The organism is Levilactobacillus zymae DSM 19395, from assembly GCF_001434115.1.
Taxonomy (GTDB): Bacteria; Bacillota; Bacilli; order Lactobacillales; family Lactobacillaceae; genus Levilactobacillus; species Levilactobacillus zymae.
Genome location: NZ_AZDW01000028.1, coordinates 1 through 12,513, shown reverse-complemented (window position 1 = coordinate 12,513; position 12,513 = coordinate 1). Strand labels below are relative to the sequence as shown.

Sequence of the window (12,513 nt, the reverse complement as noted above, 5' to 3'; positions counted from 1 at the left end):
GCATAGGAGCACCCCGTCGGGTAACTTCTATGCCTCTAAGCTTAGTATTTTTAGAGCGGGGGCCTAGGTTTAAGAGAAATTGATTGAGAAGGGATTGTTTTTGTTGTGCAACAGAGGAGCTTATTAAGCGGGCATTTGGTGGCCCTGCTGACTGTCTTGTTGTGGGGAACCACGTTTATTTCCACCAAAATCTTGCTGGTGGATTTTGCGCCCATTGAAATTTTATTGACGCGCTTCGTGATTGGGTTGCTGGCCCTGTTCGTGGCCTACCCCAAGGTGTTTAAATTCACCAGCTGGCACGAAGAGGGGGCCTTTGCCCTGGCGGGATTACTGGGGATTTGCCTGTATTATCTGTTGGAAAACTTCGCGTTGACCCTGACGCTGGCCTCCAACATCGGGGTGATCGTCTCGATTTCGCCGTTTTTCATCGCCATGATTGGCGCGCTAATGCACCGCAACACGCTGAACCGCCAGTTTCTGTTGGGCTTCGTGGCCGCGATGGCCGGTATCGTCTTGATTTCGTTTAACGGGACCAGCGGCGTGCACTTCAATTTCTGGGGGGACCTGATGGCAATTCTGGCGGCGTTGGTCTGGGCGCTATATTCTTACGTGGTCATCTATCTGAACCACCTCCACTACAACCCGATTCAGGTAACCCGCCGGACCTTTACCTACGGGATTCTCTTCATCCTGCCGATCTTTGGGTTGACCCATAGCACGTTAAAGTTGGGGACCATCTTGCAACTGACCAACCTGGGGAACTTCCTGTTTCTGGGACTGGGGGCGTCGGCCGTGTGTTTCCTGAGTTGGGCCTACGCGGTCAAAACTTTGGGCGCGGTCAAGACCAGCGTGTACATCTACCTGACGCCGGTGATCACGGTGATTTTCGCCGCGCTGATCTTGCACGAGCCAATTACGCCTTGGATCATCGTGGGGATTTGCCTCACCATTAGTGGGTTAGTCATTTCACAACGCAGTTAATTCAAAACTTCGGGAACGCGACGACGGTGGCGTTCCTTTTCTTTTGGTTAAGGGGGCTTGTTTTTCTAAGTGTACTATGTATAATAGTACACGCAGGACACACACGACACACACGACACACAAAGGGGTGAGGGGATGCAAGTCAACGATGGCTCGAGTCTACCGTACTACGAGCAGCTGGTCTTACGCGTCAAGCAGCAGATTGTCCGCGGCATCTTACAGCCGGGGGACCGGTTGCCGTCCGTGCGGGAGATGGCGCGCCAAGAGCAGCTCAATCCCAACACGGTCAGCAAGGCGTACAAACAGCTGGAAGCTCAGCAGGTGATCACCACGGTTCACGGTAAGGGCACCTACGTCAAAGAATCGAGTACCGCGAGTGACAACACCCGCCAAATTATTGAAACTAAACAACGCCTGATGCCCCTATTGACCGAGATACGCTACTTAGGCGTACCGGCCGACGAGGTTATCGGGTGGATCAAAACGGCATATCAGGAGGCAGATTAGATGTTACGGGTCAGCAAATTAACGAAGCAAATCGACCACCGGCAGATCATCGAAGACGTGAGCTTCGACTGGCAACCCGGCGAGATTGTCGGCCTCGTGGGACGTAACGGTGTGGGGAAGACCACGCTGTTTCGGACCATGACGCGCCAATACCTGGCCGACGCCGGTCAAGTACTGATCGACCAACACGATTTAGGGGCTGAACCGGCGGCCCAACGGCAATTATTTTTCATCGACACGCAATATAACTTTTTAGGTAATTACCGGTTACGCGACTTACCCGACTTTTACGCGCTGGTGTACACCCAGTTCGACCGGGACCGCTACACGCAGTTACTGACGCGCTTTAAGCTGAACGGCCAAGACCAGTACCGGCGCCTGTCCAAGGGGATGCGCGCGTTGGTCAACCTGATCTTAGCGTTGACGTCCAACGCGACCTACATCATCCTGGACGAACCGTTCGACGGCCTAGACGTTATCGTGCGCGAAAACATTGCCAGCATGGTGATCGACGAGGTGGCCGACCAGACCAAGGGCTTCTTGATCTCGTCTCACGATTTAAACGAACTCGACGGCTTAAGCGACCGGGTCCTGTTACTCAAGGACAATCGGTTGGCTCACGACTACAATCTGGAGGACGTGCGGGCCAAGGCCAAGAAGATGCAGCTGGTCTTTAAGGATAAGGAAATCCCGCAGGTGTTGAAGACCCACAGCAAGCTGATTCGCGTGTCCGGGCGGGTCTTAGTGGTGGTCTTTCCGGACTACACGCCCGAACTCGACGACCAGTTACGGGCCCTAAATCCGGTCTTGTTGGAAGAATTACCGTTGACCTTGGAAGACCTGTTCCGCGCCAACTTGTCGCAGGACACCGGTTACCAACTGTTGAAGTAGGGGGAACAGACATTGACTAAAAATTTAAGTCGCTTATTATGGCGCCGTTACCGGCAATGGTTCTGGGCGTTGTTGGGGATTTCCGTGTTAGCGGGGATTGCGATTGCCTTAATGGACACGGAATCCTGGTCGCATCACAGTTCGGTCCTCTTCTCGGACCAAATCGACCAGTGGCTGGTTTATCAAAATAGTAAATACGGCAGCGTTTCGTTATTTTCATATTGGTTTGTCTTTATTGCCTGGTTAAGTGGGCTATTGTTGATGATGCAGGACCTGAAGGGCAACTTTAATCAGTTCTTGTTCGCCAGTGGCTATCCGCGGCAACGAATCTACTGGACCAAGTTGGGGATGGCCCTAACTGGGCTGCTTGCCATCGATGTGGTGACGGCGCTGGTGCAGTACTTGATTTATTGGCTCAAGCTACCTCACGGAATGAGTTTTAACCTGGCACTTCCGGGATTTCTGACCACCTGGCTAAGTGGGTTGGTCTTAGCGTTAGTCATGTTTGCCATTTGCTGGTTTGCGGCGTTGATCGTGGGCCAAAGCGGGGCGTTAGTTATCACCGTTTGTGGTTTTACCCTTTCATTAGTGGGATTGAACACGTTCTTCCAAGGCGAGACCATCTTGATGGCCACTCGCGACGTGGAATGGTTAGCCATGGGACTGTGGTTGCTGGCGGCCGTGGTCTTACTGGTCTGGGGGAGTTTTCTCTTCAGCCGGTTGTCCTTAGAACATGACGGGGAATACCTGATGTTTCCTCGACTGCGAATCCCGTTATACCTGGTGTTCGTGGCCTATATCACCTTTATCTTCTCGATTAACTCGGGAGAATGGCAGCCCACGGTCATTTCGTTTACGGTTGCCGCCATCTTCGGGTACCTGTGGCTCTGGCGCCCACAACTTATCGAAAAGTGGCGCCAACGGCGGGGGAATTAGTTTTACCATTTCTTTAATATAGTTCGGGGAAAATGGTGCTACTATCATAGCTAGGGATTAGGCGGGGGAATTCTCCGGCCTGATCCGCCTAGCGGGCAGTCAGCACGCTGGGCTTAATCACAAAATTGGTCATGGAGTAGGGCTGAAATCAATTAATCAAAGGTGGCCACTGGGGAGTGGCGCCTTTAAATCGCCGGTGGCGTTGGGGAACGCGCCGGATATTAAAAACGACAATCACCTGTGACGGGTGATTGTCGTTTTTTGACGGGCTTAATGCGTGTACCAATCGTACAACGCTTGCACCTGTTCGGCGGGTAAATACCGCAGTTCGATGGCCTGTTTACTGTTGCCGTGCCGCACGTTGACGGTCAAGTGGGCCAGGTGTTTGGGTCGCATCCAGACGGAGAAATTGACTTCCATCGACTGAATCTGACGGCGGCGCACCACGAACGTTTCACGGGTCCACAGGTGGCCGGTCTGCAACACAATCAAATCGGCACTCAACCGCCGGCCACCGGTGTTCCGGGCGGCAAATTGCCCTTGAAAGTAGGCCAGTGGGACCAAGAACAGGCTCAACCAGCCCCAGGGTTGCCAGAGCCAGCACAGTAGAATCACGGGTAGCGCCACTACCAGGAGGGCGTTGCGGCTGAGGAGCCAGCGCGCCTGACGCGGCACCGCTAAGTCCGTGAGGTCGGGGGCGGTGGCCGGCACCCAAGGGATGAACGGGTGTAGGGTGGCGTAGAGCTGAGCCTGGGTGATGGCGGGTAAAAGCACCAAATCGTGGTCGTCATCGTCTGTCGCGGCTTTCGAGGCCAAGAGAACCTGGACCGTCTGCAGGTGCAGCCACTGCCGTAAGATGTTCTGCTTGAACCGGACGGCTTGAATTCGCGCGATCGGTGCCGTGACCGTGTTGCGTTGGAAGAACCCTTTGACAGTTTCTAGCTGGTCACCGGTCCTGGTCAGGGTGAAGTGGTAGTAGCGCAGCAGGACCCACAGGTAGGCGCCCAACCAACCGATGATTAGTACGATGATCACCCCGCCCAAAAGCAACGGCAGGGCGTAGTGGGCGACCTGGTCAATGGCCTGGTTTTCCCAGGACTTGGGCAGCTTGCCGTAGATTCCCAGGAGTACCACGACGAGGGGAATGACCCCGGTCGAAGTCAGGGCAAACTGGGTCAACGCCCGCCGCGTGATGCGGTAACTGGGGCCGGCTGGTGATGTGGCCGCCGCGGGATTATCCGGTGCGGCCGCGCTGGGCGCGTGGGGCGTTGCGGTTGGCTCGGCCGTTTGGCGGCGGTAGGCGTTAATGGTGTCGGCCACGCTGGTGGGCACGGCCGGTAACCGGACCTCGGGCTGGCTATCCTCATGACTGGCGGTCTCCAGCTGGAGCGTTTCTAGGTGAAACGGCCGTAAGTAAAACCACTGTTGGCGTTGAACGGTCTGTAAGCGCGGGTACGGAATGTGCAGGTGATGGCGTACGAAGATTCCGGAGTGGATGATCACCGCGTCCGGGGTGACGGCGTAGGTCAACGTGGCCCACTTGGTGATGGGCCAGACCAGAAACCAGAACACCAGGGCCGCAATGGCCACGCCGCGCCACAGCGGGGGCAGGTTCCCCCACTGCCAGACCAGCAGAATGAACAAGAACCAGTACTCTTGCAGCTGCTTGGCCAGGTGGGTGATCAGCCCTAAAACGTGGGAGTGGCGGGGGTTAGTCATGGCGCGCCTCCTGGGCCAGTTGCATGATGTGCTCGCGCAACTGCTCGGCGGTGGCGAGTTCGAGGCCTTCAATGGTGTGACTGGTGGCCGCCGTTGCCACGGTGACCTGGGTCAGTTTTTGCCACTGCAGGAGCGGACCGGCCTTGAGGGTCACGTCTTGGACCCGGGCAATCGGGATGGCCAGGCGCTTTTTGAAGACCATTCCGGACTGGATTTCCACGGCGACCGGGGTAATTTGGTAGCGGGTGAACCGGTAGCGGTAGGGAATCAACCCAGCCTCCACGATGGGTTCGACCAGGGTAATTACGGCGCTGACGACAACCAACCAGCCGGGCCAGTGCCAGCCGATTTGGGCCCAATAGAGTAGGCCGGTGGCCACCAGGCCGAACAGAAAGCTGCCGAGGGTGCTGTAGCCCCAGATACGCTTGATCCGGGGTGGTAGATGATGACTTGTGGGTGACATAAAATCCTCCTCTGTGATGAATCTAGTGTACCAAGTCTGATGTGACGCGACAACTAAGCCGCCAAATGGTTTGTTAGTTGATTGACGGGTGGTGCGAAATGCGTGGGGCTGACTGGTTAGCCCATCAACCAGTTCAACCGTGAAATTTAGTGAGCCCCGCAGACGCGGCTAGGCGCCCAAGCGTGGTATAAAGGCCTTAAGGAGATGATGACTGATGGAAACTACCGAAAAGTTACAGCTGTTAGCCGATTTGATCAAAATTCGCTCCGTCAACGACCACGAATTACAGGTGGCTCAATACCTGAAGGGGGTCTTCGATCGCGCGGGGATTGAAAGCCACATCGTGCCCATGACGGGAGACCGGGCCAACCTGGTCGCTACGCTCGGACACGGCCAACCGGTCTTAGCGATTTCCGGCCACATGGACGTGGTCGACGTCGACGAGGCACACTGGGACACCGACCCCTTCGAAATGGTGACCAAGGGCGACCGCCTCTACGGTCGTGGGGTGACCGATATGAAGGACGGGTTGGCGGCCCTGGTCATTGCGATGATCGAGTTAAAGGAACAGGCGGTCCCTCTCAACGGCACGATTCGACTGCTGGCGACCGTGGGTGAAGAGGTTGGTGAGTTGGGGGCTCAGGCCCTGACCGCCGCCGGCTACATGCAAGACGTCACGGGAATCCTGATTGGGGAACCCACCGGCTACCGGGTGATGTACGCCAACAAGGGTACCATGAACCTGACCGTGACCTCGACGGGGAAGGCGGCCCACAGTTCGATGCCGCAATTGGGCAACAACGCAATTTTTCATCTCATCAACGCGCTGCATTTGATGCAGGATGAGTTCGACCGCATGACCACGGGTGTCCGCAACGCTACGCTGGGCGAAACGGTCTACAACGTGGACGTGATCGCCGGGGGCAACCAGGTCAACGCTATCCCGGGGTCGGCGACCGCCCAAATCAATCTACGAACGATCCCCGAACTCAGTAACCACGCCATCGTCCACCACTTTGAACAGGTTTTGGACCAGTATAACCAGCGCTCTAACGGCCACGTGACCGTGGAGATGGCCACGGACATTGGCCCGCTGGTCGGCGCCACCGATGGTAAGTTGACCCGGTTGATTCAAAAAATCGGTAACCCGTACGCGGCTAAGCAGACTATCACGCCGGCAGAACGGGACTACGAGGCCAAGATTCTCAAGTTGTTAGACCTACCATACTCGCCTACGGAAATTCTGGCGGTGAGTTCACCGGGCGGGACCGACGGCGCACAGTTTTTAAAGGACCATCCCGTGGGCTTCGACTACGCGGTCTTCGGTCCCGGCAACGACAGCCAGCACCAGGACAACGAATGGACCTCGAAGTCGCAGTACCTGGACTTTATCGAGATCTACAAACAAGTGTTGACGCAGTACTTTGACTAAACGAGCCCCAGCGGTAAAATGAAATAAAGCTGAGGGGTGAGCGAATGCAAGTCTGGTTACGAACGTTACATGTCACTGAACTGGGGGTGACGCTTCTAGATGGCGGGGTGCTCACCACCATGTTCTCTAAAGGAATCGCTGGCATGTACGTCAACGTCTTACCATACTTGTGGGCCCTGGGCCCTGGGCGTGGCGTTCATGGTCATGCTTCTCTTTCCCCTGAGTTGTGCGTTTTATCGGTTAAAGTCGATTTTCTTCAGTGGTGGGCTCCTACTGGTGACGGGAATTTGCTGGGTCGCCTTGATGAACGGCTAAGAAAATTTCTTGAGCCCCGGTCTTATCGTCAGTGAACCGCTTAACTTAAATTCTGAACGCCTCAATCGGATTGACGAAAATTTTAGAAGTCCGTATAATGTGGGCTAACAACCAAATAGTCCTTTTAACTTTAGCCCAGAGAGGCTAACAAAGGTACGGTAGAATCGCGGGCTTTTTGCGCGCGACTAGCGGCCTGAGTTCGAGTGAATTCGGCCGCTTTTTTCATGCTTAGGTTGGTTGAAAAAATTTTGGAGGAGTTTTACCATGGCACAAATTTACGTTGCAAGTCCGTTTTTCAGTCCCGAACAGGTGGATCGGGTCACCCGGCTCGAACAAGCCTTAGCGGCCAATCCGACAGTGACTGATTTCTACTCACCCCGGTTACACCAGGACGCCCAAGCGGAACAGTTCACTAAGGCCTGGGCCACGGAAATCTTCCACCGCGACATGGACCAAATCGCCGCGGCCGACGTGATCGTAACGGTCTTGGACTTCGAAGCCAAGAACCTGGATTCCGGGACGGCCTACGAACTCGGGGTGGCCACGATGCGCAACCTGCCAATCTTGGCGCTGCAAGAAAAGGACGAAGCGGTCAACCTGATGATCACCGAAAGCTTACACTGGTATACCAAGCAGGTCCAAGACCTGGCCACTTACGACTTCACCAAGATGCCCAAGGGCGAATTCGTCGGCGAAATTCTGTAAATTTAAACGTTCATAAAATTGGTGTGCGGCCGTGGTGATTCGGCTATGGCGACAAGCAAGGTAGGCAGACGGTCATTGCGCTTGGCGGTATGACAACGAATCTTGACGACATGATAAGTTCATAACGCGTAATTAATTGATAAGGCACTTCTCCAACTTAAAACTTAGAAGCTGGTTGAAACGGTTGTGTATTGATGATTAGTACTTTTAAGTTACTGTTATAGACAGTATAAGCTGGAGGGCCAGTCAGAAATGGGCTCAGGGGTGTCGTTTGTCTTGGCCAGTGTTTTTTACTGGCCTAGACAAAGGTCGGTCTTCAAGACCTGGGTTATGGGCTTGAAGCCGTGCCCACCCCGTTCCAGCCCGTTTCTGACTGGCCCGGAAGCGCTGACTTATCATTGTGAAGTATGTCGGTCATCCCGGTTAGTATGCCGGAGGAAAGGTGACACACAATGGCACAAGAGCTAAACACAACGACTGCAAAGTCACCGGCCGCATCTACGGAGAAGGCCGCCTTTGGTCGCGTTGACGTGGTGGCAACCGAACACCGCCACATGTCGAATTGGGATTTATTTGCCACCTGGATTGGCGCCAACGCCAATAACGGGACCTGGTATATCGGGGGCGTGATTGCCGCTTGCGGGTTTCTGACCGCCTCGACCACGCTCATCGTGGTGGGACTAATCTCCTACGCCTTACTGGCGGTGGCCAGCTACATGGGTTACCGGACCGGGTTACCCGCGATGGCCCTGACGAGGGCCTCGTTCGGCCTGCGGGGCAGTTATATTCCGTCCCTAATCAACGTCGTCCAGTTTATTGGCTGGGCGGCCGTGAACACCTTTATCGCGGCCACGTCGATCAGCTACATCTTTAGTGAACTGCTCGGCTGGCCGGTCTACGGAAAGCCCGGGGGTAATCTGGGCTTGATCGTCGGCATCCTCATCATGAGTGCGCTACATTTACTGAGTATCTCTTTGGGGGAACGGTCGGTGCGCCTGATTGAACGGATCGGGATCATTCTGGTCGTGGTCTTCGTCTTGTGGGAATCCGTGGTGGTTTTCCGGACGGTGTCCTTTAGCGAAATCGTGAGCTGGCAGCCGCCGCACAATCTGAAGATGACGTCGGGGGTCGCGGCGGATACGCTGGCCGCCTTTAACCTGGCCTGGGTCACCGCGGCGTCCGACTTTAGCCGCTTTACGGCCAAGAAATCGGCGGCCACTACCGCGTCGTTTCTGGGGGCTAACCTGGGCTTGTTCTGGTTCGCCTTTATCGGACTGTTTGCCACGATTGGCACGGCCGTGACGTTGAACCACTTCGACCCCAATAATTCGGACCCCAGCACGGTGGCCGCTAAATTGGGCCTGGGCTTCTTAGCCCTGTTGGTGATTGTGTTGACCAGTACCACGGCCAACGCGGTCAACCTGATGTCGGCCGGCTCGGCGCTGACGAATCTAGTCCACCGGTTGTCGTTGAACGTCAGTCTGTGGTTGGTGACCATCGTGGCCACGCTGGTGACGTTTATCCCGGTCTACCTGGCGAGCTTCCTGGACGTCTTTGAGACCTTCTTGGATGGTATCGGGATGTTTCTGGGGCCGGAAATCGCCATTTTTTTGGTGGACTTCTTCTGGTTGCACCGCCGGCAGTACCGGCTGAGTGAGTTCACCAAGGTCCACGGCGCTTACTGGTACCGTCACGGGGTCAACTGGGTGGCAGTTGCCAGCTGGGGCCTTGGGGTGGTGGCGTACTGGGGCTTGAAACAAGTTCCGGTCATCGCGACCACGATCGGGGCGACCTTCATCGCCATGGCGCTAACGGCGGTCATTTATGCGCTGGGAATGCGGCTCACGCGACCAGCGGTTAACCCGACTAAAGCCTAGTTTTTCTCTAATGGAGGAACGTGACGGCTTAGCCTCAAAAATAACTTAAAAAACGTCCCCGACCAGCAGTCGCTTCCTTGCGCAACTGAGCTGGTTGAGGACGTTTTTAGGTAAAAAGCCAGGGAACAGCTGATGGTGGTGAGCTGTTCTCTGGCTTTTGGGCGTTACTTGGTCGTGAACCATTTCTGGATGGACGGCCAACTTTCGTGGTTGATGATCACCCGTGGCGTGGCGTTGAGATCGGTATTGTCGGTCACGATACCGGAATCCAGCGTGGCGACCCAGGTGAGACGTTGACGGGCCAAGAAGGCGTCAATGGCGTCCGTTCCGGCCCCGTAAGGAAAGGCAAACGAATTGCCCGTGACACCGGTATGCGCCTTTAATTCCTGCTTGGAGATTGCAAAGTCGCGTTCAAACTTCCCGGTGTAGTGGGGTTGCATGAAGATCGGTTCCATGTGGGAATTTAAGTAGTGCAGGTTGTGCGTGTGCAGGCCCAGGGTCATTCGACCCTGAGAGGCCTTTTCGGCGGCCCGAATCTGGGACCAGGTCGCGAGTTGCGTCCCTTCCCGGTAACGACCGGTGTTCCCCGTAATGATGAAGGTGGTGAAGGGGAACTTATAACGATTCATGACCGGTACGGCGTGGTCGATCACGGTTCGGTCGATATCGTCGAAGGACAGGACCGCGTACTTGCCGTGGATGGGTTGGTCGTTTCTGACCATCTTGACCATTGTTTCAGCCGAAATCACCTTGACGTGGTGGTCGTGGAGGTATTTCATCTGGGCCGTGAATTGGTCGGCTGGCACGTTGAATTCGTGGAGTTGGGAATTGGTCGACAACCCTCGAATGATCCGGGTGGTCCAATTATCGCCGAGAATCCGGTGATAACAGAAGACCATGATTCCGTTCGACATTTTTTCGTAGCGTGCCGGGAGCGCATAACTTTCCTTCGTGGCCTGTTGTTTGGCGGCCTTGTGCTGGTAAGTCCAGCCAAAGCCTAGGATCAACGCCAGGAAGAGGAGGACTAGAAGTCCTCGACGGAGGCGACGAGTCATGCGCGGGCCCCCTTACGTAAGTGCAACCACCGCCAAGCGCAGTAGAGCGGGACGATGATGATCAAACCGAGGGCAAGCAGTAGAAAAGCACTGTTCGCGTGAGCTTTGAGATTGAATAACAGGTAGAGACTGACGAGCGTATCGTTGTACCAGCCCAGACTAAAACCCAGATTGGTGACGACGACCAGGGCGATGAAGCCCCAAAGCGCGATTAAGACAACGGCGCGCAGTAACCGGCTCCCGAAGCTGGTTTGCCGCCGAATGATAGGTGATGCTGGTGTTCTTCGCATAGTTTATAACCCCCGATCCGGACTACGCCAAGTTCCCCGTCGTTGTGGATCGACAAAGTAGGAACTGATGGCGGCGATACAACTGACTAAGTTGATCAGCCAGTAATACAGAATATAGACGGGGACTAATAAGAGTTCAGGCAGCGTCAACTGCGCGATTTCTTGTGAAGCGATGAAACCAATCGTGAATTGAATGGCGTTTAAAGTAAACATTAAGATTAAAAGGTTACCATTTAATGAAAGGTTGTGTAGGAAAAAGAGTTGAAACGCGTAAGCCACTAACGAAACGGCCGTTAAGATGGCCCAACAGTTGCTGACGATCGATTCCAAGAGGAGTCCCCGTTGTCCCCATGGATTCAGGTATAAGCCGCGCCGGTTGGTGATTAGGACTTCCAGCCCACCACGCGACCACCGCTGACGTTGCTTCAGCAAGCCCCGTAAGCGTTCCGGCACTAAGATCCAGCACACGGCCCGTGGTTCGTAGGCCGCCTGCCACTTGTTGCGGTACATCCGCCAGGTGATGTCGATGTCTTCGGTCATTACGGCCGGATTCCAACCGCCGACTTCGTTTAACGCCTCGCGCCGAAACGCGACGATCACGCCAGAGACGGTGGTGATGCTGCCGGTCAGGTAGGCTTGGGCCTTCTTGATCAGGTCAATCACGGCCACGTATTCCAGTAATTGGAGCCGCCCTAAGAGGGTGGACCGGTTACGGACGATGGGCTTACCGGTGACCGCACCGTAGTTGGGATTTTCCAACAGGGTGGTCATCAATTGGGTCACCGCGTCGGGTTGTAAGAGTGAATCGGCGTCGATCACGACCAGGTAATCGCCCTTAGCGACCTTGGCCCCCTGATTCAACGCACTGGCCTTCCCCTGGTTGACCGGTAAATGTAAGTTGTGAATCGCCAGTTGACCGGCCCATTGTTTGGCCAACGTCTGCATCAGGTCCCAGGTGTTGTCGGTACTACAGTCATCGATCAAGACGACCTCGTAGTGCTGATACTGGAGCCCGGCCAGCGATTTGACGGCCGCGACTAAGGTATCGGACTCGTTGTGGGCGGGAATGAGGATGGAAACGAACGGCTCCTCATCCGCAGTCAGCAGCGTCCGGGCTTGCCGGCGACGGTAGAAACTAGAAAAAAGGCCACCCGTAATCCAAATGATTGAAACGAAGATTGGGTACCCTACGACAAAGATAGTATTCAGATTTTTCAGCCACATAATTGCTTTCTCCCCTAATGTTGAATATCGATAGCATCAATTAGCATGACTAAGAGCATAGCATCCTGAATTATTCACCAGAAACTCCAAAATCCCCATCAAACACATGATTCAAGTG

General features: G+C 55.0%; 12 protein-coding genes. 7 read left to right on the top strand and 5 right to left on the bottom strand.

Annotated elements, in window-relative coordinates:
* The first annotated feature begins 138 nt into the window (after positions 1 to 138).
* From FD38_RS06345 to FD38_RS06330, 4 genes are all read left to right on the top strand, one after another.
* Positions 139 to 981 (top strand): DMT family transporter, encoded by an 843-nt coding sequence (locus FD38_RS06345; protein ID WP_235806469.1) that lies wholly within the window; start codon positions 139 to 141, stop codon positions 979 to 981.
* Between the two features lie 135 nt (positions 982 to 1,116).
* Positions 1,117 to 1,488 (top strand): GntR family transcriptional regulator, encoded by a 372-nt coding sequence (locus tag FD38_RS06340; RefSeq protein WP_057732427.1) that lies wholly within the window; start codon positions 1,117 to 1,119, stop codon positions 1,486 to 1,488.
* On the top strand, positions 1,489 to 2,379 hold the full coding sequence (locus FD38_RS06335; protein WP_057732424.1) for an ATP-binding cassette domain-containing protein: 891 nt from the start codon (positions 1,489 to 1,491) through the stop codon (positions 2,377 to 2,379).
* A gap of 12 nt (positions 2,380 to 2,391) precedes the next feature.
* A complete protein-coding gene (locus FD38_RS06330) occupies positions 2,392 to 3,315 on the top strand; it encodes an ABC transporter permease (RefSeq protein WP_057732423.1) in 924 nt (307 codons plus the stop codon).
* Between the two features lie 270 nt (positions 3,316 to 3,585).
* Here the strand turns inward: FD38_RS06330 and FD38_RS06325 are convergent, their stop codons facing one another.
* Positions 3,586 to 5,034 (bottom strand): PH domain-containing protein, encoded by a 1,449-nt coding sequence (locus FD38_RS06325; RefSeq protein ID WP_057732421.1) that lies wholly within the window; start codon positions 5,032 to 5,034, stop codon positions 3,586 to 3,588.
* Positions 5,027 to 5,497: a PH domain-containing protein gene (locus tag FD38_RS06320; protein ID WP_057732419.1), complete on the bottom strand. Its 471-nt coding sequence runs from the start codon at positions 5,495 to 5,497 to the stop codon at positions 5,027 to 5,029. The genes FD38_RS06325 and FD38_RS06320 overlap by 8 nt, the downstream gene beginning before the upstream one ends.
* A gap of 214 nt (positions 5,498 to 5,711) precedes the next feature.
* On the opposite strand from FD38_RS06320, the gene FD38_RS06315 reads away from it, so the two are divergent.
* From FD38_RS06315 to FD38_RS06300, 3 genes are all read left to right on the top strand, one after another.
* Complete coding sequence (locus FD38_RS06315) at positions 5,712 to 6,929, top strand: ArgE/DapE family deacylase (RefSeq protein ID WP_057732417.1); 1,218 nt, start codon at positions 5,712 to 5,714, stop codon at positions 6,927 to 6,929.
* A 579-nt stretch (positions 6,930 to 7,508) separates the two neighbouring features.
* Positions 7,509 to 7,949: a nucleoside 2-deoxyribosyltransferase gene (locus FD38_RS06305; RefSeq protein WP_057732413.1), complete on the top strand. Its 441-nt coding sequence runs from the start codon at positions 7,509 to 7,511 to the stop codon at positions 7,947 to 7,949.
* Positions 7,950 to 8,401: 452 nt separating this feature from the next.
* Positions 8,402 to 9,826: a cytosine permease gene (locus FD38_RS06300; protein ID WP_057732412.1), complete on the top strand. Its 1,425-nt coding sequence runs from the start codon at positions 8,402 to 8,404 to the stop codon at positions 9,824 to 9,826.
* A gap of 164 nt (positions 9,827 to 9,990) precedes the next feature.
* On the opposite strand, the gene FD38_RS06295 is transcribed toward FD38_RS06300, so the two are convergent.
* The 3 genes from FD38_RS06295 to FD38_RS06285 are packed head-to-tail and all read right to left on the bottom strand — an operon-like array spanning position 9,991 to position 12,395.
* On the bottom strand, positions 9,991 to 10,881 hold the full coding sequence (locus FD38_RS06295) for a polysaccharide deacetylase family protein (protein WP_057732410.1): 891 nt from the start codon (positions 10,879 to 10,881) through the stop codon (positions 9,991 to 9,993).
* Positions 10,878 to 11,171, bottom strand: coding sequence for a hypothetical protein (locus FD38_RS06290; protein WP_057732408.1), 294 nt, complete (start codon positions 11,169 to 11,171; stop codon positions 10,878 to 10,880). Before FD38_RS06290 ends, FD38_RS06295 begins: the two co-directional genes overlap by 4 nt.
* 3 nt (positions 11,172 to 11,174) lie before the next feature.
* Positions 11,175 to 12,395 carry a glycosyltransferase family 2 protein gene (locus FD38_RS06285; RefSeq protein WP_057732406.1) on the bottom strand — a complete coding sequence of 407 codons (1,221 nt, stop codon included), beginning with the start codon at positions 12,393 to 12,395 and terminating at the stop codon, positions 11,175 to 11,177.
* Positions 12,396 to 12,513: the final 118 nt, after the last annotated feature.